The sequence below is a fragment of the Halomonas sp. TP35 genome, assembly GCF_052375975.1.
Taxonomy (GTDB): domain Bacteria; phylum Pseudomonadota; class Gammaproteobacteria; order Pseudomonadales; family Halomonadaceae; genus Vreelandella; species Vreelandella citrativorans.
In genome coordinates this window covers 468,923-492,843 of sequence record NZ_JBQSUZ010000002.1, presented here as the reverse complement: position 1 = coordinate 492,843, position 23,921 = coordinate 468,923, and the positions used below count along the sequence as shown (strand labels likewise).

22 protein-coding genes are annotated in these 23,921 nt (G+C 54.2%); 16 read left to right on the top strand and 6 right to left on the bottom strand.

Annotated elements, in window-relative coordinates; translation table 11 throughout:
* The first annotated feature begins 81 nt into the window (after positions 1-81).
* The gene (locus ACT3RU_RS05000; protein ID WP_192526311.1) at positions 82-1,275 is read left to right on the top strand and encodes an ATP phosphoribosyltransferase regulatory subunit; all 1,194 of its coding nucleotides are present in this window, start codon (positions 82-84) and stop codon (positions 1,273-1,275) included.
* Positions 1,275-2,573: an adenylosuccinate synthase gene (locus ACT3RU_RS04995; protein ID WP_087109480.1), complete on the top strand. Its 1,299-nt coding sequence runs from the start codon at positions 1,275-1,277 to the stop codon at positions 2,571-2,573. Before ACT3RU_RS05000 ends, ACT3RU_RS04995 begins: the two co-directional genes overlap by 1 nt.
* Positions 2,574-2,659: 86 nt before the next feature.
* Here the strand turns inward: ACT3RU_RS04995 and cobO are convergent, their stop codons facing one another.
* Positions 2,660-3,259 carry a cob(I)yrinic acid a,c-diamide adenosyltransferase gene (cobO, locus tag ACT3RU_RS04990; protein WP_192526529.1) on the bottom strand — a complete coding sequence of 200 codons (600 nt, stop codon included), beginning with the start codon at positions 3,257-3,259 and terminating at the stop codon, positions 2,660-2,662.
* Between the two features lie 216 nt (positions 3,260-3,475).
* On the opposite strand from cobO, the gene ACT3RU_RS04985 reads away from it, so the two are divergent.
* The 4 genes from ACT3RU_RS04985 (at position 3,476) to ACT3RU_RS04970 (ending at position 8,497) form a co-directional block, all read left to right on the top strand.
* Positions 3,476-3,961, top strand: coding sequence for a YajQ family cyclic di-GMP-binding protein (locus tag ACT3RU_RS04985; protein ID WP_087109478.1), 486 nt, complete (start codon positions 3,476-3,478; stop codon positions 3,959-3,961).
* An 87-nt stretch (positions 3,962-4,048) separates the two neighbouring features.
* Positions 4,049-6,679, top strand: a complete 2,631-nt coding sequence (gene pepN / locus ACT3RU_RS04980) for an aminopeptidase N (protein ID WP_192526312.1) — start codon at positions 4,049-4,051, stop codon at positions 6,677-6,679.
* 38 nt (positions 6,680-6,717) lie between these two features.
* On the top strand, positions 6,718-7,677 hold the full coding sequence (gene yegS, locus ACT3RU_RS04975; protein ID WP_192526313.1) for a lipid kinase YegS: 960 nt from the start codon (positions 6,718-6,720) through the stop codon (positions 7,675-7,677).
* A gap of 43 nt (positions 7,678-7,720) precedes the next feature.
* Positions 7,721-8,497: a hypothetical protein gene (locus ACT3RU_RS04970; protein ID WP_192526314.1), complete on the top strand. Its 777-nt coding sequence runs from the start codon at positions 7,721-7,723 to the stop codon at positions 8,495-8,497.
* Positions 8,498-8,558: 61 nt separating this feature from the next.
* Here the strand turns inward: ACT3RU_RS04970 and ACT3RU_RS04965 are convergent, their stop codons facing one another.
* Positions 8,559-8,762: a cold-shock protein gene (locus tag ACT3RU_RS04965; RefSeq protein WP_018915713.1), complete on the bottom strand. Its 204-nt coding sequence runs from the start codon at positions 8,760-8,762 to the stop codon at positions 8,559-8,561.
* Positions 8,763-8,897: 135 nt separating this feature from the next.
* Here ACT3RU_RS04965 and ACT3RU_RS04960 point away from each other — a divergent pair, with 135 nt between their 5' ends.
* The gene (locus tag ACT3RU_RS04960; protein WP_087109470.1) at positions 8,898-9,554 is read left to right on the top strand and encodes a LysE family translocator; all 657 of its coding nucleotides are present in this window, start codon (positions 8,898-8,900) and stop codon (positions 9,552-9,554) included.
* Positions 9,555-9,609: 55 nt separating this feature from the next.
* Here the strand turns inward: ACT3RU_RS04960 and ACT3RU_RS04955 are convergent, their stop codons facing one another.
* Positions 9,610-11,559 (bottom strand): transglycosylase SLT domain-containing protein, encoded by a 1,950-nt coding sequence (locus tag ACT3RU_RS04955; protein ID WP_192526315.1) that lies wholly within the window; start codon positions 11,557-11,559, stop codon positions 9,610-9,612.
* A 101-nt stretch (positions 11,560-11,660) separates the two neighbouring features.
* On the opposite strand from ACT3RU_RS04955, the gene ACT3RU_RS04950 reads away from it, so the two are divergent.
* The 4 genes from ACT3RU_RS04950 to sixA all read left to right on the top strand — a co-directional run bounded on the left by ACT3RU_RS04950 (position 11,661) and on the right by sixA (position 15,659).
* Positions 11,661-12,008, top strand: coding sequence for a YkvA family protein (locus tag ACT3RU_RS04950; protein ID WP_192526316.1), 348 nt, complete (start codon positions 11,661-11,663; stop codon positions 12,006-12,008).
* Between the two features lie 102 nt (positions 12,009-12,110).
* Positions 12,111-14,015 carry a molecular chaperone HtpG gene (gene htpG, locus ACT3RU_RS04945; RefSeq protein WP_087109466.1) on the top strand — a complete coding sequence of 635 codons (1,905 nt, stop codon included), beginning with the start codon at positions 12,111-12,113 and terminating at the stop codon, positions 14,013-14,015.
* A gap of 101 nt (positions 14,016-14,116) precedes the next feature.
* Complete coding sequence (locus ACT3RU_RS04940; protein WP_087109465.1) at positions 14,117-15,184, top strand: NAD(P)H-dependent glycerol-3-phosphate dehydrogenase; 1,068 nt, start codon at positions 14,117-14,119, stop codon at positions 15,182-15,184.
* Positions 15,177-15,659, top strand: coding sequence for a phosphohistidine phosphatase SixA (gene sixA / locus ACT3RU_RS04935; protein WP_192526317.1), 483 nt, complete (start codon positions 15,177-15,179; stop codon positions 15,657-15,659). The genes ACT3RU_RS04940 and sixA overlap by 8 nt, the downstream gene beginning before the upstream one ends.
* 77 nt (positions 15,660-15,736) lie before the next feature.
* Here sixA and gatB read toward each other — a convergent pair whose 3' ends face one another.
* The 3 genes from gatB to gatC all read right to left on the bottom strand — a co-directional run bounded on the left by gatB (position 15,737) and on the right by gatC (position 19,052).
* Positions 15,737-17,191 (bottom strand): Asp-tRNA(Asn)/Glu-tRNA(Gln) amidotransferase subunit GatB, encoded by a 1,455-nt coding sequence (gene gatB / locus ACT3RU_RS04930; RefSeq protein WP_192526318.1) that lies wholly within the window; start codon positions 17,189-17,191, stop codon positions 15,737-15,739.
* Positions 17,191-18,651, bottom strand: a complete 1,461-nt coding sequence (gatA, locus tag ACT3RU_RS04925) for an Asp-tRNA(Asn)/Glu-tRNA(Gln) amidotransferase subunit GatA (protein WP_192526319.1) — start codon at positions 18,649-18,651, stop codon at positions 17,191-17,193. The genes gatB and gatA overlap by 1 nt, the downstream gene beginning before the upstream one ends.
* 113 nt (positions 18,652-18,764) lie before the next feature.
* Positions 18,765-19,052, bottom strand: coding sequence for an Asp-tRNA(Asn)/Glu-tRNA(Gln) amidotransferase subunit GatC (gatC, locus tag ACT3RU_RS04920; protein WP_087109458.1), 288 nt, complete (start codon positions 19,050-19,052; stop codon positions 18,765-18,767).
* Positions 19,053-19,286: 234 nt separating this feature from the next.
* On the opposite strand from gatC, the gene ACT3RU_RS04915 reads away from it, so the two are divergent.
* From ACT3RU_RS04915 to rng, 5 genes are all read left to right on the top strand, one after another.
* Positions 19,287-20,324 carry a rod shape-determining protein gene (locus tag ACT3RU_RS04915; protein ID WP_087109456.1) on the top strand — a complete coding sequence of 346 codons (1,038 nt, stop codon included), beginning with the start codon at positions 19,287-19,289 and terminating at the stop codon, positions 20,322-20,324.
* A 24-nt stretch (positions 20,325-20,348) separates the two neighbouring features.
* Positions 20,349-21,290, top strand: coding sequence for a rod shape-determining protein MreC (mreC, locus tag ACT3RU_RS04910; protein WP_087109454.1), 942 nt, complete (start codon positions 20,349-20,351; stop codon positions 21,288-21,290).
* Positions 21,290-21,778 (top strand): rod shape-determining protein MreD, encoded by a 489-nt coding sequence (gene mreD / locus ACT3RU_RS04905; protein ID WP_087109452.1) that lies wholly within the window; start codon positions 21,290-21,292, stop codon positions 21,776-21,778. Before mreC ends, mreD begins: the two co-directional genes overlap by 1 nt.
* A 2-nt stretch (positions 21,779-21,780) precedes the next feature.
* Positions 21,781-22,383 carry a Maf family protein gene (locus ACT3RU_RS04900; RefSeq protein WP_192526320.1) on the top strand — a complete coding sequence of 201 codons (603 nt, stop codon included), beginning with the start codon at positions 21,781-21,783 and terminating at the stop codon, positions 22,381-22,383.
* A gap of 74 nt (positions 22,384-22,457) precedes the next feature.
* Positions 22,458-23,921, top strand: a complete 1,464-nt coding sequence (gene rng / locus ACT3RU_RS04895; RefSeq protein WP_192526321.1) for a ribonuclease G — start codon at positions 22,458-22,460, stop codon at positions 23,919-23,921.

Genomic DNA, 23,921 nt, shown 5'->3' with positions numbered 1-23,921 from the left:
TGTGGCCCTCATTTAACGTTAATGCGTCCAAGCGCGTATTCATCGACTCCAGGGCCTTCATCGTCTTGCAGGATTGTTTACATGACCATCGCTGACCGCTGGCTGTTGCCCGACGGCATGGATGAGGTGCTACCGCCTCAGGCAAGCCGCATGGAAGAGCTGCGCCGTGCGCTGCTTGATCTTTATCATTGCTGGGGCTATGACCAGGTCATGCCACCACCGGTGGAGTTTCTAGACTCCTTGTTGACCGGTACCGGTACCGACCTTGATCTGCAAACCTTTAAGCTAACTGACCAATTAACCGGCCGTATGATGGGCGCCTCGGCAGATGTTACGCCGCAGGTGGCGCGTATGGATGCCCACTCGCTCAAACGCCAAGGGCCCGTTCGGTTGTGCTACTGCACGAACGTACTGCGCGCTAAAGCTGATCAGCATCAGGGTGGACGTAGTCCCGTTCAGGTCGGCGTCGAACTGTTTGGTCATGCTGGGTTAGAGGCCGATAGTGAAATTATTCATTTGGCGCTCGCCAGTTTAAAAGCCGCAGGCGCAGGTGAAATACATCTGGCTCTTGGGCATATCGGCATTTACCGTAGCTTGGTAGACGCTGCCGCGCTTAATGATGAGCAGGAGAGCATGCTGTTTGAGGCACTGGCACTAAAGTCGCCGGGACAATTGGCGGAGCAAATTAACGCAAGCGTCAGCGACCCGGTACTGGCCGATATGTTTATGGCGCTAGGCGAGTTGCACGGCGACGCCAGCATACTTGAGCAAGCACGCGAGCGCTTTGCAGGTGCCCCGGCCTCTGTAACCGCCGCGCTTGATCAGCTAAGTGCGCTGTATCAGGGCGTGTTGGCTCGCTTTGACGTGTCGCTCTATTTTGATCTTGCCGAGTTGCGTGGGTATCAATACCACACAGGCATGATGTTTGCCGCTTATGTGCCAGGTTACGGCCATGCGCTTGCAAAGGGTGGCCGCTATGATGATACAGGGCGCGCCTTTGGGCGTGCACGTCCGGCTACTGGCTTTTCGATGGATTTAAAGCAGCTGGCATCATTGGCCTTGGCATCACCAGGCAACGGCGCCATTTGGGCACCTGCCCAAGAGGAAGAGTCTCTCAACGCTGCCATAGTTGCACTGCGAGAGCAGGGAGAACGCGTTATTCAAGCGCTGCCTGGGCAGCGTACTGGGCCGGCGGAGCACAAGTGTGACCGCCGTCTTGAGTTTATCGATGGCTGTTGGCAGACAACGGCCCTGACACAAGAGACGAGTGCATAATGGGTAAGAATGTCGTAGTCCTGGGCACCCAATGGGGTGATGAAGGCAAAGGCAAGATTGTTGACCTGCTCACCGAGTCAGCGGCGGCGGTAGTGCGTTTCCAGGGTGGCCATAATGCGGGCCACACGCTGGTAATCGACGGTGAAAAAACGGTGCTTCATCTCATTCCGTCGGGTGTCCTGCGTCCGGGTAAAACCTGCGTAATCGGCAACGGGGTGGTGCTTTCGCCTGAAGCGCTGATCAAAGAGATCCGCGAGCTTGAAGATAAAGGTGTGCCGGTGCGTGAGCGCCTGCGCCTTTCACCTGCATGCCCGCTGATTTTGCCTTATCACGTGCGCCTTGATCAGGCCCGTGAAAAAGCCCGCGGCGTTGCCAAGATTGGCACAACGGGTCGAGGTATTGGTCCGGCTTACGAAGATAAAGTGGCGCGTCGTGGCTTGCGCCTGGGCGATATGCTTCACCGGGAGCGTTTTGCCTCCAAACTGGGCGAAGTGTTGGATTATCATAACTTCGTATTGGTTAACTACCACGGTGAACCCGCCGTCGACTTCCAGGAAGTGCTGGACAGCGCCATGCAAATGGCCGATGAGCTTCGTCCGATGGTATGCGATACCGTGAACATGGTTCACGACCTGCGCAAGGCGGGTGAAAATATTCTGTTTGAGGGTGCCCAAGGCTCGCTACTGGATATCGACCACGGTACGTACCCGTTTGTTACCAGCTCCAACACCACGGCTGGCGGCACGGCCACGGGTTCTGGTGTCGGCCCGCTTTACCTGGATTACGTGCTGGGTATTACCAAAGCGTATACCACGCGCGTGGGTTCGGGGCCGTTCCCTACTGAGCTGTTTGACGACCATGGCCGTCACCTGGCTGAGCGTGGCCACGAATTTGGCGCCACCACGGGTCGTCCACGTCGTTGCGGCTGGTTTGATGCGGTGGCACTACGTCATGCGGTACAAATCAACTCTGTGTCCGGCATCTGTCTGACCAAGCTTGACGTGCTCGATGGTCTGGAAAATATTCGTGTGTGCGTGGGCTATCGCAGTAAAGATGGTGACGTGCTGGACAGCCCGGTTGATTCTGAAGGCTACGAAGCCATAGAGCCGCTTTATCAGGATTTGCCAGGCTGGAAAGAGTCGACGCTGGGTGCTAAAAACGTCGACGACTTACCGGCCAATGCCCGCGCTTACATCAGCTTTCTGGAAGAGCAGGTGGGCACCAGTATCGATATTATTTCAACGGGCCCAGACCGTGTTGAAACCATCGTACTGCGCAATCCGTTTGACGGCGAATAATCCGCTGTCGGCAAATGGCATCCGCTGAGAATGTAGACGGGTGTATCAGAAGGGGTGCCTTGGCGCCCCTTTTTGGCAAATATTGATTAAAAATCAATGCCACGGCGTGCCTGTAGGCCATTATTAAAGGCGTGGCGAACTTCCTGCATTTCGGTGACGGTATCTGCCATGGCAATCAGTTCACGGTGCGCATTACGACCCGTAATAATGACTGTCTGCTCGCTGGGGCGGTTTTCAAGCGCCGTTTTAACGGTGGCGATATCCAGGTAGCCAAACTTGAGCATGTAGGTAATTTCATCCAGCACAACCAGGTAAGTGTCTGGGTCAGCCAGCATGCGCTCAGCCTCTTTCCAAACGGCCAGGCAGGCTTGAGTGTCGGCCTCACGGTTTTGGGTGTCCCAGGTAAAGCCCGTCGCCATAATTGCTACGTCAAGATTAGGATCATCTTCCAAACGGTTGCGTTCGCCACACTCCCATAAGCCTTTAATAAACTGAATAACGCCCACTTTATAGCCATAGCCCAGCGCGCGGGTAACGGTGCCCCAGGCGGCCGTGGTCTTGCCTTTACCATTCCCGGTATTAACCAGCAGCAGTCCGCGTCGTTCTGTGGCGCTGGTTACTTTTTCATCCACGCGGGCTTTGAGTTTTTCCATCGACGCTTTATGGCGTGTATCGCGGTCTTTCACCGTCGCTTTCCTCTTAAAAGGCTGCATGAAGGTCTCTAGCGTACGCCATATAGAGCCTGTAATGCCGTGACGACGGCTTAAATGTGAATAAAATTTATACAGTTGTTAAGCTTTTCCGTGGGAATCGAGGTTTTTGCGGCTAATCAACAACAGAATTGGCCGATAGGGGGCTTGCTGCTCTAAAATAACCCTTCATAACTTGCCAGGAAAAATGCTATGCCCTCTTTTGATATTGTGTCGGAATTTGATCAGCACGAAGCGTCTAACGCCGTTGACCAAGCGAATCGTGAAGTGCAGTCGCGTTTTGATTTTAAAGGCGTTGATGCAAGCTTTGCCCTTGAAGGCGAAAAAGTGCAGTTAGAGGCCCAGGTCGATTTTCAACTTAAGCAGATGTTGGATGTACTGCGCGGTCGGTTAATTGCCAGAGGCATTGATGCGCGCTGCATGGATATTCAAGACCCCGAGCTTTCTGGGGTGAAGGCACGTCAGGAAGTCGTTTTGAAGCAGGGGCTTGATGCGGCAGAAGCCAAGGATGTGGTAAAGCGTATCAAGGCGAGTAAGCTTAAAGTCCAAGCGCAAATTCAGGGTGAAAAAGTTCGCGTGACCGGGAAGAAGCGCGATGACTTACAAGGCGTTATGGCGCTTTTACGTGGAGAAGAGGGGCCTGAATTACCTCTGCAGTTTGATAATTTCCGCGATTAAGCCTTATCACGTGTAGGGCGGTGTCTATGCGCTGCCCCGTTTTTTTGCCTACTCGCAACCATCGTTTATTACAGGAGCTAACGCACTATGTCTGATCCGCAGCCGGTTTATTTAAGCGACTATCAGCCGCCCGCCTACCAAGTCACCCATACCGAGCTGACGTTTGATCTTGACCCTGCTGCCACCCGTGTAAAAGCACGATTGTTGATTGAACGTAACGAAAACGTAGATGCCCAAACGCCTCTGGTGCTGAATGGCGAGCAGCTGTCGCTGGTCTCGTTGGCAATTGATGGCACGCCGCTAGCGGAGGCGGATTACCAATTGGATGAGGACAGCCTGCGTATTATGCAGGTGCCGGCAACGTTTAGCCTTGAAAGTGAGGTGGACATTGCGCCTGGTGCTAACACTGCCTTGGAAGGGCTTTACCAGTCGAGCGGTATGTACTGTACCCAGTGTGAAGCGGAAGGTTTTCGGCGCATTACGTTCTACCCCGACCGCCCGGATGTGATGGCCACCTTTACCGTCACGGTCATTGGTGATCAAAACAACGAACCCGTTTTGCTGGCTAACGGTAACCCCGTGGACAGCGGTACATTAGAAAACGGCCGCCATTTCGTGAAATGGGAAGATCCGCATCCTAAACCGTGCTACCTGTTTGCGTTGGTAGCGGGGGATTTACACAAGGTTGAAGACCACTTTTCTACCATGAGCGGCCGTGATGTCACGCTGCAAATTTGGGTAGAAAAGGAAAATCTGGATAAAACCGAGCACGCCATGGCTTCGCTCAAACGCTCCATGGTGTGGGATGAACAGACCTATGGCCGCGAATATGACCTTGATCTGTTTATGATTGTGGCCGTTAACGATTTCAATATGGGAGCGATGGAGAACAAGGGGCTGAATATTTTCAACTCTGCCGCTGTGCTTACGCATCCCAATACCGCCACCGATGCCACGTTTCAAAACGTGGAAGGCATTGTGGCCCACGAATATTTCCATAACTGGTCCGGCAATCGAGTGACCTGCCGTGACTGGTTCCAGCTATCTCTGAAAGAAGGCTTTACCGTTTTTAGGGACCAGTGTTTTTCCGCTGATACCAACTCGGCGCCGGTTAAGCGTATTCAAGATGTGTCTTTTTTCCGTACGGCGCAGTTTGCAGAAGATGCAGGGCCCACTGCGCATCCTGTACGCCCCGACCACTACATTGAAATCACCAATTTCTACACCCTGACTATTTATGAAAAGGGTGCAGAAGTAGTGCGTATGCTGTGTAACCTGGTGGGGTGGGAAAATTTCCGCCAAGGGGCCGATGCCTACTTTGAGCGCTTTGATGGTCAGGCGGTCACCATTGAAGACTTTGTTGGCTGTATGGAAGAGGCGTCGGGCCAAACGCTTGATCAATTTATGCGCTGGTACGCGCAGGCAGGTACGCCAGAGATTGATGCCCACGGCGAATATGACTACGTGCATAGTGAATACAGGCTAACGCTTCGGCAGCGCACGCCTGCCACGCCTGGCCAAACCGAGAAGCAGCCACTGCATATCCCTGTGCGGATGGGGCTGGTGGGAACCAAGTCTGGTCAGGACTTAACGCTGACCATGGCCGGGGAAGTGCTTGGCAAGGATGCGGTGATCCATTTACGCGATAACGAGCAGACCTTTGTCTTTACCGATGTGGCCGAGGCGCCAGTGCCGTCACTGCTGCGTGACTTCTCGGCGCCAGTGAAGCTATATTTTCCCTATTCACGTGAAGAACTGGCGTTTTTGCTCACCCATGATAGTGATGGTTTTAACCGCTGGGATGCCGGTCAGCGCTTGGCCATGCTGGCGTTGGACGATCTGATCGCGGCGCATCGTAATGGCGTTGAAAAAGTCATGGATGGCCGCGTTACGGAAGCCTTTAGAACGCTGCTTACAAGTTCTGTGTCTGATAAGGCGGTGCTTGCCGAGATGCTAACCCTGCCTTCTGAAGCCTACATTGCTGAGCAGCAGCCTATTGTCGATGTCGATGCTATTCACGCAGCGCGTGAGTTTGTGCGCCAGTCATTGGCGTTAGCACTTCGCGATGAATTTGTGGCCACGTTTGAAGCCAATCGTTCGGAGGAGGCTTACGCTCCAACGTCTGAGCAAATTGCCCAGCGTAGCCTCAAAAACATAGCGCTTAGCTATTTGATGTCGATTGAGGATGAGCAGGCGATTGCATTTTGTCAGGCCCAGTTTGCCGCTGACCACAATATGACCGATGTGCGCTACGCGCTAACGTTGCTTGTGCATAGCGAACGTGATGACGTGTCGTCACCCGCTTTAAAAGCGTTTGGCGAAAAATGGGCGCATGATTCGCTGGTTATGGATCAGTGGTTTACGATTCAAGTGACGCGGCCTCAGCCTGATGTGCTGGAGCGTGTCGAGTTCTTGATGCAGCATCCGGCATTTTCAATCAAGAACCCAAACAAAGTACGTGCGCTAGTGGGTGCTTTTACGCAAAATCGGGTTAATTTCCATCGCCTGGACGGTAAGGGTTACGCGCTGCTTGCCGATGTGGTGATTGAGCTTAATCGGCTAAACCCGGAAATTGCCGCGCGATTGGTTACCCCGTTAACACGCTGGCAGCGTTTTGACGAAGCGCGCCAGGCCTTAATGCATGCGCAGTTGGAACGTATCAAAAAAGAGCCACTATCTTCGAACGTATATGAAGTAGTTGAAAAAGCGCTGGCGTAAGCACTCCCAGCGTTCCAACCATGAAAGGGAAGACATTGGTGAACGACTCACAACCGCATTTTTTACTGATTATAAATGGTAAATCAGCCGGGAACCCGGCACTGCGTGAAGCCGTTGAAGAGCAGCGTGAGGCAGGGATGCCCATTACCGTGCGCTCAACGTGGGAGGGCGGTGACGCCGCTCTCTTTGCCGAGCAGGCATGTGATATGGGCATCACCCATGTCATCGCCTGCGGCGGCGATGGCACTGTTAACGAAGTGGTTAACGGGCTAATGCGTGTCGCTCATGATAAGCGTCCCGCTTTGGGCGTTGTGCCGCTGGGCAGTGCCAACGACTTTGCCACCTCCACGGGGTTACCGTTGGAGCCAGGCCCTGCGCTGGCGGCGGCAATGACACTAAGCGCATACCCCGTTGATGTCGTGCGAGTAACGGCTGAGGCTAATAATAAAAACGTCGTTAAGTACTACGTCAACATGACCACGGGCGGGTTTGGGGCGGAAATAACCTCTTCAACACCGAAGACGCTGAAACGTTTGTTAGGCGGAGGTGCATACTCCTTGATGGGGGCACTTAAAGCCTGGCGGCATCGCAGCTATCGTGGCACGCTCCACTGGGGCGATAAAGAGCAGGATATCTCGCTGCTGTTATTGGCGTTAGGTAATGGCCGACAGTCAGGCGGCGGACAGGTGCTCGCCCCACGTGCCAAGCTTGATGATGGCCGCTTGGATGTTCTTCTGGTGAAGGATTTTAGCTCCGTAACGGAACTGCCGACGCTGATTAGCGAGCTTCAGAGCTTTCCCTCTGATGGGCAGTATGTACGCTATTTCACAGCGACTGAGTTGACCGTCACGACTCAGAAAGACGATCCCGCTTGGCCCTTAACGCTGGACGGCGAAATGTGTCAGTATGATCGTTTTTGCGCTGAAGTGGTGCCGTTGGCGCTGCGCATTTTATTACCTGAGGGCTGCCCGTTACTGTCAGCAAATGACCGACACTGATCGTAGGCTGTCTTTAAAAGCGTTATTTAAGAAGGGGAATCTAATGGTAAACCGTTTATGGATACCGGTTATTGCCACCTTGGCACTATTGCTAAGCGCATGTGGCGACTCTCAAGAAGAGCCTGATGTGACACCGGATGAGTCTTCATCGGTTTCTGATGATGAAGTTGTACAAGAGGAAGAAGCGCCGACCGCCGCTGAAAATGCCGCGGATATGCCAAGCCCTGCGGAGATAGAGGATGACGTTGAGGCGCGCCAAGCCGCTGAAGAGCTAGAGCAGGCCGAGGCGCTGCGTGATGATATGCAAGATGATGCGGTCAACGCTGACGAGTCCGAGGCCCAGGAGGTAACGGCAGGCGAAGATACTCTGGCGGCGGACCCTGATGAGATACTGCAAGAGGGTGGTGCATTGCCCGGAGAGGCAACGCGCTCCGACGTCGATCAAATGATTGAAGAGACTGAACAGCGCTTTCAGGAAGCTCAGCGGCGCTTAAATGAGCAGTTTGAAGAAGCTGAACAACAAGCCGAAGAGTACGATGCTATTGAGCAAGAAGCATTGTCCAATGAATGGGAAACACAAAGCAGCCTACCCGAAAGCTCTCGCCTGGAAGATAACCGGGAAGCTACCGATGTTGATGCATTGATTGAGGATACTGAACGCCGCTTTGAGGAAGCCCAAAAGCGCCTTGAAGAGCAGTTTCAGGAAATCGAGCGTGAACATAATGGCAGTAGTAGCCGTGGGATTATTCTGAATGAAGACGCAGACGCAGACGCAGACGCAGACGCAGATAACGATAATACTAACGCTACTCATCAATAAAGCGCGTTGAGCAGGCAATAAAAAGGCCCGCCTTGGCGGGCCTCGCTACATCCGGCCATGATTAAGCAAGGCGGATGTTAGAAGCCTGAAGGCCCTTTTTACCCTGCGTTACCTCAAAGCTGACTTTTTGACCATCTTGCAGGGTCTTGAAGCCTTCCGCTTGAATTTCGGAGAAGTGCGCGAACAGGTCGTCACTGCCATCATCGGGTGAGATGAAGCCGTAACCTTTCGTATCGTTGAACCACTTGACGGTGCCAGTTGCCATTAGTCGTTTCCTTAACGTGCTTATAATGATCAAGCGAACCTACATAGGATTCGCCCGCCAAAATCAATGTAGATGCAAAAAAATGGGTCGTCCAGTAACAATCTAATGTTTCTTAACTTTTCTTGAGCCGCGTATATGTCGTCAATACACCTTGTTGATTCTCAGTTTGTGGCCTTTTTGGTCGCTATTACACTGTTGTCGATTACGCCTGGCGTGGATACCTTGCTGGTTATCCGTAACACTGCCCGAGGCGGGACACGGGACGGCATTGCCACCAGCTTAGCGATCTGCTGCGGTCTGTTTGTACACGCGACCATCTCGGCATTAGGTATTTCACTGATTCTGCTCCAGTCGGCCTGGGCATTTCATCTATTAAAGTTGGTCGGGGCGGGGTATCTGGTATGGCTAGGGGTCACCAGTTTGTTAGCCGCAAGGCGTGGCCAGCCATTACCGGTCAAAGGGGTAATCGGTGCCGCTTCTCCTGTTCCGCTTTGGCAGCCGATTAAGGAAGGTTTACTGTCCAATGTGTTGAATCCAAAAACGATTATTTTTTATATGGCTTTTTTGCCTCAGTTTATTGCGCCGGGGGATCCGGCGTTGATCAAATCCCTGTGGCTAGCAGGTGTCCACTTTATCATTGCCAATATCTGGCAAATCAGCGTGGTATTCATGGTGGGAGGTGCCAGCAAGTGGCTCGCCAGCGTGCGCTTTGCGCAGGTGTTAAATGCCGCGACAGGCGCGGTGCTGGTCGCGTTTGGGCTTCGTTTGGCGATGGAACAGCGCCCAGTATAACTGGGCGCTTGGTGAGTAAACTGACCAGGCAGTAAGCGCGATTACCTTTGTACGCTTATTGACGAGCCAGCAAAGCGCGGTCGTAACGTACCTGTTGTTCACTATCACTCAACAGTGAAACACCTTCGCTGTTACCACCGTTGGCCAGGCTTTCAAAAATTACCCGATAGCTAAGCACCGCCTGCACATAATCGCGTGTTTCTTTAAAGGGAATGCTTTCCACAAACAGATCAAATGACTCCATGCCGCTTCCCAGCCACTGATCAACACGCCCAGGGCCAGCATTATAGGCGGCAGCGGCGGCAAGCCGGTTACCCTGATAGCGGTTCAGTTTGTCGCGCAGATAGGTGCTGCCCAGGCGAATATTAAGTTCAGGATCAAGAATGCCGTAAGGCCCCGGGTCGCTAATACCCAGTTGGCGGCTTACCAGGCTTGCCGTGCCGGGCATTAACTGCATCAAACCGCGGGCGCCTGCCGGAGAGAGCGCCACCGGGTTATAGGCACTTTCACGACGGGTAATCGCCATTAGCATATACGGGTCTACACCGGTTTGGCGGCCCCAGTGCATAAAGCTCTCTCGGTAAGCCTCGGGGAAACGCCAATCAAGCGCATCCCACATGCTGCCAGCAATCGTGGTCTGCACCAGGCGTGCATGCCACTGTTGATGGGCCGCATAATCGGCCAGGGCGCGCGCCTGCTGGGGCGTGCCGTTTTGCACCGCATACAGCCATTCGCTATTGGCCAGGCCGTCTTCGCCAATGCGTAGCAGCGCTTCGGTACGCTGGACCACGGGTAGGCGTGCAGTGCGTTCGCGTGAAGCCTCATCAAAATGATTGCGCTCAAGATTGAGTTGGTAAGGCTGGCCAAGTTGTTCAGCGGCCGCAAACCCATAAAAGCTGCGGTCGGTCGCCGCCTGACGGTAGCGAGCGGTGGCTGCCTCTTGGCTGCCCAGCTGTTCGTTGGCACGCCCCAGCCAGTACTGCCAGCGGCTGTTTTCTTGTTGGCTGGTGGGCATTTCCGCAATCCAGTGAATCACCTCCTGCCACTGCCGGTCTGCCAATGCACGGCGTACGCGTAGCTCCAGCACGCGCTCGCTATCCAGCGAGGGAAGAACGTCATCTACCCAGCCTAAGGCGCCGGGTACATTGCGTACCAGTGCATAGAAAGCCAACTCTTCTTCAATGGCTTGCTGATCACTGGGTGGAAGGTTCACGTTGGGCGCGATGGTTTGCCAGCTACTCAATGCGGCCGGGGTATCCTCACGGGTGAACCGCTGCATCGCGGCTTTGTAGAAACTGGCGGTTGCCGCGCATTCAGGGCCAAGGCAGGCGGGCGCTGAGGTGACCGCGCGGGTGTTGGTATTCACTTGGTCGGCGGTTTCAATCGCGGTGTGCCACTGGCCGCTGAGCAGCCCGCCTAAATAGGTGGATAGACGATCTTCACCGGCTTGCCAAGCGAGCATTTTTCGCTCCCAGATAGCCGTTGCATCAATCGTGCCGTTAGCTCGCAGGTGGTCAAACAGGGCGTCACACGCATCTGGCTGGGAGCTTCCTTCAAGCCAAAGTGCGAGGCCTGCCTCAGCGGCCTGTTGCGGCTGCGAGTCCATGAGAGCCGTATAGTAATAACACTGGCGAGCCGTGCCAGCAGGCTCGCCATCGGAAACGCTCAGCAAATCGCTATAACGCCCCGCGTGGCCATACTTGGCAATGGCCTGACCGCGTAACCACTCAGAAAGCGGAGAGTCATTATGCTGGTTAATAAAACTTTGTACTTGGGCCGTCGAGACGTTGGGTAGTTGATTGCGTAATCGGTGGTAGTCGACATAGCCGCTCAGCACATGGTCTTCAATAGCGCGCTCGTCGATGTGGTTCCACTGTTGTTGACGAGCGGCTTCTAACGCATCGCGCATTGCGGTATCAGAAGCGGCCCATGAGACAATGGGTAAGCCCACCAGGATTGCCGCGCCTAGGGTGCGAAAAGGGGATCTGAATGACGATGCCTGCATAATTTTCTCTCTTTCTCGCTAACGGATTGGCAACCGCTAATAGTGAACGAAATGGGCAAATAGTGTTCAGACAATCGTGACACTTGGAGGATTCAATTACGATGGCTCGATTATCCACGTTGTGGCTATTTCGTCGACTTAAATCCCGCCTTTGGGCTGTAAAGCGTATCGGGCGGGCGCTGAGGCTGTTTGTGCCCATGACGTTTGATGTCCTGGGCGGTCGCTTTCGACCTGTGCCTTGGGCTGCCTTTGGCATGATGGCGCTGGCGCTTGCCTATCTTGCAATGCCGTTCGATTTAATTCCGGACTTTCTCGTTTTCATAGGTCTGATTGACGATGTCATTATCGTTGGCTGGCTTCTCAACCGTATCGACCAGCGCTTGGTAGATTACCGTGCCTGGAAGTACGGTGATATTGATATCGCTACTTCTCAACACTCACCTTCTTGAAATCGCTCTGCTTATCCCCATATCCAACTCACACATTTTTTCGTTCCTGTCTCATTGGGAGGCAGGAGCTCTAAACAAACGTGATTGATGAGGGCTAGGCGAATGTCAACAGCGACCCACGAAGAAACGTTAGGCTTTCAAACAGAAGTTAAGCAGCTTCTCAACCTGATGATTCACTCCCTGTATTCCAACCGGGAGATTTTCCTGCGTGAGCTTATCTCTAACGCCGCGGATGCCTGTGACAAACTGCGCTACGCGGCGCTGGATAACGATGCGCTGTACGAAGGCGACAGCGAACTGCGGGTAGAAATTGAGCACGATAAAGAAGCCAATACCATTACGTTGCGCGACAACGGTATTGGTATGAACCGCGAAGACGTTATCGCTAATCTGGGCACCATCGCCCGCTCAGGCACCGCTGAGTTTTTAAAGCAGATGTCAGGCGAGCAGCAAAAAGATGCCAAGTTGATCGGCCAGTTCGGTGTAGGTTTCTACTCAGGCTTTATTGTGGCTGATGAAGTGGCAGTACGTACTCGCAAAGCCGGGACTGCCGCCTCTGAAGGCGTTGAGTGGCGCTCTAAAGGCGAAGGTGAGTTTACCGTCGCTGATATTGAGCGCGAGCTTCACGGCACCGAAATTACGCTTTATCTGAAAGAAGACGCTAAAGAGTTTGCCGACGATTACCGCCTTCAAAACCTGGTGCGCAAGTACTCTGACCATATTGAAGTGCCCGTGCGCATGCCCAAGACAGAAACGGCCAAGGATGATGAAGGCAACGACATCGAAGGCAGCGAAGTCACCACGTGGGAAACCGTTAACGAAGCCACTGCACTCTGGGCGCGCCCCAAGAGCGACGTTTCTGATGACGAGTACAAGGCGTTTTATAAGCACGTTGCCCATGACTTTAGCGACCCGCTTGCCTGGAGCCACAACAAGGTAGAAGGCAAGCTTGAGTACACCAGCCTGCTCTACGTGCCGGGCCGGGCGCCTTTTGATATGTATGAGCGCGATGGCGCTCGCGGCGTTAAGCTTTATGTGCAGCGCGTGTTTATCATGGATGACGCTGAACAGTTCCTGCCGCTCTACCTGCGCTTTATCAAAGGCGTGCTGGATACGCGCGATCTGTCGCTCAACGTTTCCCGCGAGCTTTTGCAGCAGGACCCGCAGGTCGACAAGATCAAAGGGGCGCTGACCAAGCGTGCGCTGGATATGCTTAAAAAGCTTTCCAAGGACAGCGAAGAGTACCAAACCTTCTGGAATACCTTCGGCAGCGTGCTGAAGGAAGGTCCAGGCGAAGATTTCGCCAACCGCGAGAAAGTCGCCGGTCTTTTACGCTTTGCGTCTACGCACAGCGACACCGCTACCCAGGATCAATCGCTTGCCGACTACGTCGAGCGCATGAAAGAAGGCCAGCAGAAGATCTATTACGTGGTGGCCGATAGCTTCAATGCGGCGAAAAACAGCCCGCACCTGGAGATCTTCCGCAAGAAAGGCATCGAAGTCCTGCTGCTGTCTGACCGTATCGATGAGTGGTTGATGAGCCACCTGACCGAGTTTGACGGTAAATCCTTTGCGGATGTGGCCAAAGGCGAGCTGGATCTTGGTGATGTCGAAGACGAAGCCGAGAAAAAGGCTCAGGAAGAGACAGCCAAGGCAAAAGAAGATCTGTTGAAGCGTGTTAAAGAAGCGCTTAGCGATGGTGTACAGGACGTCAAGGTTACCCATCGTTTGACCGACTCACCGGCTTGCGTCGTGCTGCCTGAGCATGAGATGGGCTTTCAAATGCGCCGCATTATGGAAGCCGCCGGGCAAAAAATGCCGGAGGTTAAGCCCATTTTAGAACTCAACCCGGAGCACCCGCTGGTAGCACGCCTGGAAGGAGCAGAAGGCGAGATATTCACACAGCTGGCGCATATCCTGCTTGACCAGGCGATTATCGCCGAGGGTGGTCATCTGGACGACCCAGCCGCTTATGTGAAGCGTCTAAACAGCGTACTGACCGCTTAATCGTCGTTGCTACCTCTCACGGCCCGTTTGGATTCCCAAGCGGGCCGTTTGTTTTGATAAAGTAGCTGTTACTTTTCGCGTGATTTTTTCAGGACATCCTTATGGCTGAGCAGCAAATCAAGGTCGCGGTGCTGGGAGGTGGTAGTTTCGGTACGGCGCTTGCCAGCATCGCGGCGGATAACGGTGCCCATGTGCGTCAATGGATGCGAGATGAAGCGCTGGTCGCGCAAATTAATCAAGAGCACCGTAACGGTCGCTACTTGCCGCACTATGCGATGAATCCTGCCGTTCAAGCCTCAACGGACCTGCACACGGTGCTGGACGATGCCGAGCTTGTGCTTATCGCCATTCCCTCAAAGGCGTTTCGAAGCGTGGTTCAGGCCGCGAAACCTTGGCTAAAGGCAAGCCAAATTCTGGTCAGCACCACCAAAGGTATTGAACCGGATAGCTTTCTGCTGATGAGTCAGGTGTTAGCGGATGAAACCGGTTTTTCCCATATTGGCGTCATCGCAGGCCCCAACCTGGCCTCAGAAATAGCCGATAAGCAGCTAACGGCGACAGTGATTGCCAGTGCCGATGCGCTAACGCGCACCCGTGTACAGCAAGCATTGGGCTGCCGCTACTTTCGTGTTTATGCCAGCAATGATCGCCACGGGGTGGAATTGGGCGGTGCACTTAAGAATATTTACGCTATTGCGGCGGGCATGGCCGCTGCGTTGGGTATGGGGGAAAATACCCGCAGCATGCTAATGACTCGGGCGCTGGCTGAAATGAGCCGCTTTGCCGTGGCCCAGGGGGCCAACCCCATGACATTCCTTGGCCTTGCCGGGGTGGGCGACTTGATTGTGACCTGCTCGTCGAACCTGTCGCGTAATTATCGCGTGGGATATGCCATGGGCGAGGGGCGCAGCCTTGAAGAGGCTGTTTCTGCGCTTGGCCAAGTGGCTGAAGGCGTCAATACGGTTAAGCTGGTGTGTGCCAAGGCGCAGGAAATGGGCGTATATATGCCGCTTGCCGAAGGCCTCTCCCATGTTCTCTTCGGCGGTGTGCCTGCTCAGGATATGGCGCGTACGCTGATGATGGGCGAGCAGAGCAGTGATGTAGAATTTATTTTGCCCCGTGAGGCGGTTCAGCAGGCCCATTTGGATAATCGAGGCTGGCATGAGTAGCTTATTCATTATGCGCCACGGAGAAGCCGCGCCCGGCTTTCCGGATAGCAAACGGCTGCTCACCCCGCAGGGGGAGCACGAAGTTGCCATGATGGCGCAATGGCTGGCTGCACGTTTGGCAAAAGGGGAGTTTTTCTCACCGGTTCTCTATGCAAGCCCCTATGCGCGTGCGCAACAAACGGCACGTATTGTCGCTGAGGCATTAGGCTGTTCGCTAAGCACGCTGGACTTTATAACCCCAGAGGATGACCCGGCCAAGGTAAGCGATTGGTTGTTAACACAACCAGACAGCACGCCGATAATGCTGGTCAGTCATATGCCGCTGGTGGGTAATCTGACGGAACTGCTGGTGGAGGGCAGAGCGGGCCAGGGGCTGGGGTTCGCCACCGCAGGCATTGCAGAGTTAGAGGCAGATGTATGGGCAGCAGGCTGCGCTCAGTTAATGCGTTATATGTCGCCACGTCAGTTAGCTTGAAAGAACCGTTTTAAGGTAATAAAAACGGCGGCCCTTGGGCCGCCGTTCGCTTTGCTGTACAAGTCAAACGTTGATGCTTACAACAGCGCGTCGAGCTTCTCTTTTAGCACGTCGTTAACCTGTTGGGGGTTGGCCGTACCGCGCGAGGCTTTCATTACCTGACCCACAAAGTAGCCAATCATCTTGCCGCGTTTTTCAGGTTCGGCATCACGATACTGTGCGACCTGAGCCGGGCTTTCAGAAATCACCTGGTCGATCATGGCTTCAATCGCACCGGTATCAGTGACCTGTTTAAGCCCTTTGGCTTCGATGATGGCGTCAGCACTTTCGCCCTGGCCATTCCAGAGCGCCTGGAAGACCTGCTTGGCGGCTTTACCGTTGATCGTATCGTCAATCACTCGGCTAAGTAGCTCGCCCAGCTGGCGCGCCGATATGGGGCTACTGTTGATGGTGAGGTTTTCACGGTTAAGCGCCCCGGAAAGCTCGCCCTGTACCCAGTTTGCGGCCTGCTTGGCATCACCGCAAACCTGGTGAACTTCCTCAAAGAACTCGGCCATTTCACGGCTGGCAGACAGCACCGCAGCATCATACGCAGAAAGGCCTAGCTCACTCTTGAAGCGTTCACGCTTGTCGGCGGGCAGTTCAGGCAGTTGGCTGCGTAAGTGGTCCAGGTAAGCGTTATCAAGTACGATGGGCAGTAGGTCGGGGCAGGGGAAGTAGCGGTAGTCGTTGGCTTCCTCTTTGGTGCGCATGCTGCGGGTTTCATCGCGCTCAGGATCAAACAGGCGTGTCTCTTGAACAACAGTGCCACCGTCTTCGATGAGCTCAATTTGGCGCTCTACTTCAAACGCAATCGCCCGCTCGACAAAGCGGAACGAGTTAACGTTTTTGACCTCTGCCCGGGTGCCAAAGGCTTCCTGGCCTTTCGGGCGCACGGAAACGTTTACATCGCAGCGCATTGAGCCTTCGGCCATATTGCCGTCGGAAATGCCCAGGTACGTAACGATGGAGTGAATCGCTTTAAGATACGCGGCGGCTTCTTTGGCGTTGCGCATATCAGGCTCGGAAACGATCTCTAGCAGCGGGGTGCCAGCACGGTTTAAATCGATGCCGGTCATGCCTAAAAAGTCTTCGTGCAGCGACTTGCCAGCGTCTTCCTCCAGGTGCGCATGGTGAATGCGAATACGCTTGGTGGTATTGTCATCCAGGGTAATTTCCACGTCACCGGGGCCCACTATGGGCTGATACATCTGGCTGGTTTGATAGCCTTTGGGCAGGTCCGCGTAGAAGTAGTTTTTACGATCAAATACCGATACTTCAGCAATATCCGCATGGACCGCTAGACCAAACTGAACGGCCATGGCCACGGCCTGCTCGTTGAGCACAGGCAGCGTTCCTGGAAGGCCCAAATCAACCGCGCATGCCTGGGTGTTTGGCTCGGCGCCAAACGCGGTAGAGGCGCCAGAGAAAATTTTGGAGCGAGTAGCGAGCTGAACGTGGACTTCCAGCCCAATTACGGTTTCCCATTGCATTAGGCGTGCTCCTCGGCAATAGCAGGAAGTTGAAGGTGCCAGTCGGTCGCTTGCTGATACTGGTGCGCCACATTTAAAAGCTGCGCTTCAGCAAAGTGCGTACCCAGAATCTGTAAGCCTATTGGGCGGCCGCCGGCAAAGCCTGCGGGTACGCTGATGCCGGGGATGCCCGCCAGGTTCACGGCAATGGTATAAATATCCTGCAGATACATCGAGACCGGATCTTTTTTGGCACCGAGGTCAAAGGCCGGAGTCGGCGAGGCCGGGCCCATCAAGACGTCAACATCTTCAAACGCGTCTAAAAAGTCCTGGCGAATCAAGCGGCGAACTTTCTGCGCTTTGGTGTAGTAAGCGTCAAAAAAGCCTTCTGAAAGAGTATGCGTACCAATCAGAATGCGTCGTTTTACCTCTTCACCGAAGCCTTCCGCACGGCTGCGCTTGTAAAGATCGATTAAATCGACCGGTTCATTACAGCGGTGGCCAAAGCGCACACCGTCATAGCGCGACAGGTTGGAGGAAGCTTCCGCCGGGGCGATGACGTAGTAGGCCGGAATCGCATAGTGAGTATGTGGAAGGCTCACTTCGCGTACCGTCGCACCCAGTGACTCATACACGCTTACCGCGTCACGCACGGCTTTTTCGACCTCGGGGTCTAGCCCATCACCAAAATACTCTTTGGGTAGGCCGATTTTTAGGCCTGAAAGCGGTGCGTTGAGGGTTTCGGTATAGTCCGGCACGCCGCGGGCAACACTGGTGGAGTCGCGTACATCGTGGCCCGCAATCACGTTCATCAAATGCGCGCAGTCGGAAGCCGAGCGAGCCATTGGGCCTGCCTGGTCCAGGCTGGATGCGTAGGCAATGATGCCGTAGCGCGAAACGCGCCCGTAAGTGGGCTTCAAGCCAGTAATGCCGCAAAAAGCCGCCGGTTGGCGAATGGAGCCGCCGGTATCGGTGCCCATGGCCGCCGGCACAAGGCCGGCAGCGACTGCAGCAGCGCTTCCGCCGGAACTGCCGCCGGGAACAGCAGTTAAGTCCCAAGGGTTTTTAACTGCACCGTAGTAGCTATTCTCATTGGAGGAGCCCATGGCGAACTCATCCATATTGGTTTTACCCAGGCTGATGGTACCGGCCGCATTAAGCTTCTCTACTACGGTGGCATCATACGGCGCGATGAAGTTATCCAGCATTTTGGAGCCACAGCTGGTTTTTACATCGCGTGTACAAAAAATATCTTTTAACGCCAAAGGAATGCCGGTAAGCAGCCCAGCATTACCCGCTGCGCGTGCTTTATCGGCCGCTTCGGCCTGATTAAGCGCCTGTTCAGCGGTCACGGTAATAAAGCTGTTGATCTTGCTGTCAGCTTTTTCAATTTTTTGTAAATAGTGCGAGGTTAGCTCGCGGCTGGAAAACTCACCACTTTTTAAGGCGGCAGCGAGTTGCGTTAACGTTTTATCAAGCATGACCCGAAAGCTCCGTTCGAGAACGTATGAAAAGTGTGGAAACCGTCGTTAAAACCGTCATTAAAGCTGTCGTTAAAACCGTCATTAAAACAGCCTTTGAAACACAGGCTTTCTTACTCAACGACACGGGGAACCAGGTATAGGCCGTTTTCCACTGCCGGAGCACAACGCTGAAAGGTGTCGCGCTGGTTGGTTTCGGTTACTTCGTCCGCACGCAGGCGCTGGGTGGCGTCCAATGGGTGTGAAAGCGGAGAAACTCCTTCAGTATCAATGCTTTGTAGTTGGTCGACCATGTCCAGAATGCGGCTTAGATCGTCTACAAAGCCAATAGCCTGGTCATCGCTGACGGCGAGTCGGGCCAGATGCGCAGCCCGGCGCACATGAGATTCTTCAAGCGCCATGATCGAAAATTCCTCGCTAAAACGTGAGATGGAACATATTCCGCGTTATACGGTATACAATCAGTCATCGAAAAAAACGTCTTGTGTAGCAGACGTGGAAAATAGCCGCAAAAGGTAGCACATTTTGACCTCCGCGGGCAGTGTTCAGCGCGACTCGTGCTTGCTGCCAAGGGGTTGCGGTGATACCGTTTGCATCCGCACAGGGTTCCCGGTCTGCACTAGGTAACAACATCCATGTTCAAACGTTTGAGGGGGCTGTTTTCCAGCGATCTGTCGATCGATCTGGGTACGGCCAACACACTGATTTATGTTCGCGGTCGTGGCATCGTGCTCGATGAACCGTCCGTTGTCGCCATTCGCCAGTCTGGCAGTATGCGTAGCGTTGCATCGGTAGGTGCCGACGCAAAGCGTATGCTGGGACGTACGCCTGGCAATATTACCGCCATCCGGCCCATGAAAGACGGCGTCATCGCCGACTTTACGGTCACCGAGCAGATGCTTCAGCACTTTATTCGTAAAGTGCACCAAAGCACCTTCCTGACGCCTAGCCCGCGCGTACTGGTATGCGTACCGTGCATGTCAACGCAGGTTGAACGGCGAGCGATCCGTGAATCGGCTGAAGGGGCTGGCGCCCGTGAAGTGTTCCTGATCGAAGAGCCAATGGCCGCGGCCATAGGTGCAGGGCTGCCGGTTGAGGAAGCGCAAGGTTCGATGGTGGTAGATATTGGTGGTGGTACCACCGAAATTGCCATTATTTCGCTTAATGGCGTGGTCTACTCAGAATCGATCCGCGTAGGCGGTGACCGTTTTGATGAGGCGATCACCGCGTACGTGCGCCGCCACTATGGCAGCTTGATTGGTGAAGCCACGGCTGAGCGAATCAAGGAAGAGATTGGTTGCGCCTACCCCGGTGGTGAGCTGCGTGAAATCGACGTCCGTGGGCGTAATTTAGCGGAAGGTATACCGCGCAGTTTCACGTTAAACTCGCACGAGATTCTGGAAGCGCTACAGGAAACACTCGGCTCGATTGTCGCTGCTGTTAAGAGCGCACTTGAGCAGTCGCCTCCAGAGCTTGCTTCTGATATCGCAGAGCGCGGTTTGGTGCTGACAGGCGGTGGCGCGTTGCTGCGCGACCTTGATAAGCTGATTGCTGAAGAGACGGGGTTGCCGGTCATCGTTGCCGAAGACCCACTTACCTGCGTGGCAAGAGGCGGCGGTAAAGCGCTTGAAATGATCGATCAGCACACTTTTGAGCTGCTCTCAAGCGACTAATTTTTAGCGGTTTATCGCGGGGGATTGCCTATTAAACCGCTATTTTCACACGGGTCGCTGCCGGGCTACCGGCTGTTTTTCTGCGTGCTGGCGGCAAGCGCCTTGATGTTTGCCGATCACCGATTTACACGCATGGAAGGCGTGCGCGCCCAAATGACGATGGTTGTTGCGCCTGTTCAATGGATTGTTAGCGTGCCTAGCGATCTATTGAATTGGGGCGCGCTCGCGCTGTCTGATCAGCAGGCATTGGTGGATGAAAACCGTCGACTGCGCGAACAAATTCTGACGCTGTCTCATCGTGGGCAGCGCATGGCCAACCTGACGGCTGAAAATACCGAGCTTCGTCATCTATTAAACGCCGCAGAACGACGCCAAATTCCTTATATCAGTGCAGAGCTGCTCTCCTTGGATAATGACCCGTTTAGCCATCAAATGGTGGTTGATCGTGGGCATCGTAACGGGGCGTATGTTGGGCAGCCTGTGATTGATGCGTCGGGGCTGGTAGGCCAAGTGACCGCTGTTTCAGCGTACTCTAGTCGTGTGCTGTTGCTGGCAGATGCAAGCCATGCACTTCCTGTTCAGATTAACCGTAATGGATTGCGCTTTATTGTCCAGGGTGCTGGTCGCTATGGCAGCATCAATGTATTACACGTGCCAGACACGGCGGATATTCGGGAAGGCGACTTGCTCACCACATCAGGGATTGCCGGTCGTTTTCCGCCGGGATACCCCGTTGCGCGCGTTACCAACGTTTATCATGACCCCGGTCAGCCATTTGCGCATGTAACGGCTGAACCTACTGCCCAGTTGCAGCGTGCTCGTCATTTCTTGCTGCTTTTCCCACCGCCGCGCGAAGACATCGAAGATTCAATTTGGGATGAGTCCATGGATATCTCAGCCAGCGCGATACATGCAGCCCAGCGCCTTGCGCCAACGGTACCTGCTGACCCTCAGGAGGTCCGCTAATGGCGCGCGTACCTGTCGTACCTTTGGTAGTGGTGTGGTTTAGCTTGATTCTGGCGCTGTGTTTGCAAGTCATGCCACTGGCCGAGGGGTGGCAAGTTTATCGGCCTGAATGGATCGGTCTGATGCTGATTTACTGGTGTATGCGATCACCTGACCGAGTCGGTGTTTTCCATGGCTTTGTGCTTGGGCTGCTGCTTGATCTGATAGAGGGAACTGCGCTTGGCCAGCATGCGCTGATATTGTCGTTATTAGCGTTTCTATGCGCCCTGGTTTATCCGCGCTTTCGAGCGTATTCACTGGTTCAACAGTCGCTACTGGTGCTGGTGCTGCTTGGCCTGGTGCAGTTAGTCGAGCAGTGGTTGCGTACCTTAACCGGGGAGTTCTCGATACACCTCTCTTTCCTGATGTCGGCGTTAATCAGTGCCTTTTTATGGCCATGGTTAGCTACCATGTTTAAGGCACTGGAAAGACGCTTACTGGGGTCTTAGGCATGCAATCAACGCTGGCTACTACATCATCGCCCATGCTTTGTTTAGCGTCTGCTTCACCCAGGCGACGAGACCTGCTGGCGTCCATTGGGGTGACGGTGAGTGTTATACCCAGCGATGTAGATGAAACGCCGAAGCCGGGAGAGTCAGCAGCGGCTTATGTAAAGCGTCTTGCGGTTGCCAAGGCCTTGGCCGCTGCACCGAAGACGCTGTTACCGGTGCTTGGGTCGGATACCGCCGTAGTGGTAGACGGTACTATTCTGGGTAAGCCGGTTAATGCAGAAGATGCCTCCGCCATGCTGGGGCAGTTGTCGAATCGGACACATCAGGTGCTGACGGCGGTGGCTGTTACGGGGCCCAAGGGGGTGCTGTGTTGTTGCGTAACGACGGACGTCAAGATGCGACAGATCACCGCTCAGGAAATTAGCGATTACTGGTTAACGGGTGAGCCAGCGGACAAGGCGGGCGGATATGCCATACAAGGCTTGGCCGCCATTTTTGTCGAAGAAATCAAGGGTAGCCACTCTGCCGTCGTGGGCTTGCCGCTTTATGAAACGGCGCAGTTGCTTTGCCAGCAGGGAGTGCCTATTTGGATGGGGCATTAATACTCGCACACTTATTCGTCGTCTCATGCCCTCTGTAACGGGTGTGAAATACGTGAACCGAGAAGGAATTTTGCATGAGCGGTGAAGTCCTCATCAATTTAACGCCCATGGAAACACGGGTTGCGCTCGTTGAAAATGGCGTTTTGCAAGAGGCGCTTATAGAGCGCTCACGGCGACGTGGCATTGTAGGCAATATCTACAAAGGCAAAGTGGTTCGCGTATTGCCTGGCATGCAGGCTGCCTTTGTCGATATTGGCCTTGAGCGCGCGGCGTTTATTCATGCTCATGAAGTTATGCCCTCCGGCACGCCCGTTGATGAGCAGCAAACCATTGGGCAGTTATTGCACGAGGGGCAAGCGCTGGTCGTACAGGTAACCAAGGACCCCATTGGCACGAAAGGGGCGCGTCTTACCACGCACCTCTCTATTCCCTCTCGCTACCTGGTGTATATGCCCGACTCTCCTCATCATGGGGTGTCGCAGCGCATTGAAGATGAGCGTGAACGCGAGCGCCTGAAGGCCCTGCTGGATAGCAGCATTGCTGAGCAAACATTGGAAGTGACCGGCGGCTTTATCGTGCGCACGGCCGCTGAAGGCGTCGGCGATGAGGAACTGGCGGGCGATATGCACTTTTTGCTGCGTATCTGGCGTAAGGTTGCCGAGCGCAAAATTAGCGCGGCGCCGTCCAACGTCATTTATGACGACTTGCCGCTATTTATGCGTACCTTGCGCGATGTGATGCGTGATGATATCGAGAAAGTGCGTATCGATTCTCGGGAAAATTTTGTCAAACTGGTCGAATTTGCCGAAGAGTTTATGCCCTATGCCGTGGATAGAATTGAGTACTACCCAGGCGAGCGGCCCATTTTTGATCTCTATAGTGTAGAAGATGAGATTCAGAAGGCGCTGGGCCGCAAGGTGCAACTGAAGTCAGGCGGATATCTGGTCATTGACCCGACCGAGGCGATGACGACAATTGATGTCAATACGGGGGGGTACGTTGGGCACCGCAACCTCGAAGAGACCATTTTCAAGACCAACCTTGAGGCCGCAACGGCCATTGCCCGCCAGCTTCGGTTACGCAATCTGGGCGGTATTATCATCATCGATTTTATTGATATGGTGGAGGTAGAGCATCAGCGCCAGGTTATTCGTGTGCTTGAAAAAGCGCTGGAGCGTGATCATGCCAAGACCAAATGCACCGGTGTTACCGAGTTAGGGCTTGTGCAACTGACGCGCAAGCGTACTCGTGAGAGCCTTGAGCAAACGTTGTGCGATGCATGTCCTACCTGTAGCGGACGCGGCACGCTCAGAACCCCTGAAACGGTGTGCTACGAGATCTTCCGCGAGATTCTGCGTGAAGAACGCGCCTATAGCCCTGAAACGTATACCGTTCTCGCTTCCCAGTCCGTCGTTGACAGGCTGCTGGATGAGGAGTCGGCGGCAGTGGCAGACCTGGAAACGTTTATTAATAAAACGATTCGCTTTCAGGTGGAGCAACACTACTCACAAGAGCAGTACGACATTGTGTTGATGTGA

Excerpts from the sequence above, each read along its gene's own strand:
- htpG (WP_087109466.1), top strand. The coding sequence starts at position 12,111 with ATGTCAACAGCGACCCACGAAGAAACGTTAGGCTTTCAAACAGAAGTT.
- ACT3RU_RS05000 (WP_192526311.1), top strand. The coding sequence starts at position 82 with ATGACCATCGCTGACCGCTGGCTGTTGCCCGACGGCATGGATGAGGTG.
- pepN (WP_192526312.1), top strand. The coding sequence starts at position 4,049 with ATGTCTGATCCGCAGCCGGTTTATTTAAGCGACTATCAGCCGCCCGCC.
- sixA (WP_192526317.1), top strand. The coding sequence starts at position 15,177 with ATGAGTAGCTTATTCATTATGCGCCACGGAGAAGCCGCGCCCGGCTTT.
- ACT3RU_RS04955 (WP_192526315.1), bottom strand. The coding sequence starts at position 11,559 with ATGCAGGCATCGTCATTCAGATCCCCTTTTCGCACCCTAGGCGCGGCA.
- gatC (WP_087109458.1), bottom strand. The coding sequence starts at position 19,052 with ATGGCGCTTGAAGAATCTCATGTGCGCCGGGCTGCGCATCTGGCCCGA.
- mreD (WP_087109452.1), top strand. The coding sequence starts at position 21,290 with ATGGCGCGCGTACCTGTCGTACCTTTGGTAGTGGTGTGGTTTAGCTTG.
- ACT3RU_RS04970 (WP_192526314.1), top strand. The coding sequence starts at position 7,721 with ATGGTAAACCGTTTATGGATACCGGTTATTGCCACCTTGGCACTATTG.
- gatB (WP_192526318.1), bottom strand. The coding sequence starts at position 17,191 with ATGCAATGGGAAACCGTAATTGGGCTGGAAGTCCACGTTCAGCTCGCT.
- gatA (WP_192526319.1), bottom strand. The coding sequence starts at position 18,651 with ATGCTTGATAAAACGTTAACGCAACTCGCTGCCGCCTTAAAAAGTGGT.
- ACT3RU_RS04960 (WP_087109470.1), top strand. The coding sequence starts at position 8,898 with ATGTCGTCAATACACCTTGTTGATTCTCAGTTTGTGGCCTTTTTGGTC.
- ACT3RU_RS04900 (WP_192526320.1), top strand. The coding sequence starts at position 21,781 with ATGCAATCAACGCTGGCTACTACATCATCGCCCATGCTTTGTTTAGCG.
- ACT3RU_RS04940 (WP_087109465.1), top strand. The coding sequence starts at position 14,117 with ATGGCTGAGCAGCAAATCAAGGTCGCGGTGCTGGGAGGTGGTAGTTTC.
- ACT3RU_RS04985 (WP_087109478.1), top strand. The coding sequence starts at position 3,476 with ATGCCCTCTTTTGATATTGTGTCGGAATTTGATCAGCACGAAGCGTCT.
- rng (WP_192526321.1), top strand. The coding sequence starts at position 22,458 with ATGAGCGGTGAAGTCCTCATCAATTTAACGCCCATGGAAACACGGGTT.
- ACT3RU_RS04965 (WP_018915713.1), bottom strand. The coding sequence starts at position 8,762 with ATGGCAACTGGCACCGTCAAGTGGTTCAACGATACGAAAGGTTACGGC.
- ACT3RU_RS04950 (WP_192526316.1), top strand. The coding sequence starts at position 11,661 with ATGGCTCGATTATCCACGTTGTGGCTATTTCGTCGACTTAAATCCCGC.
- ACT3RU_RS04995 (WP_087109480.1), top strand. The coding sequence starts at position 1,275 with ATGGGTAAGAATGTCGTAGTCCTGGGCACCCAATGGGGTGATGAAGGC.
- ACT3RU_RS04915 (WP_087109456.1), top strand. The coding sequence starts at position 19,287 with ATGTTCAAACGTTTGAGGGGGCTGTTTTCCAGCGATCTGTCGATCGAT.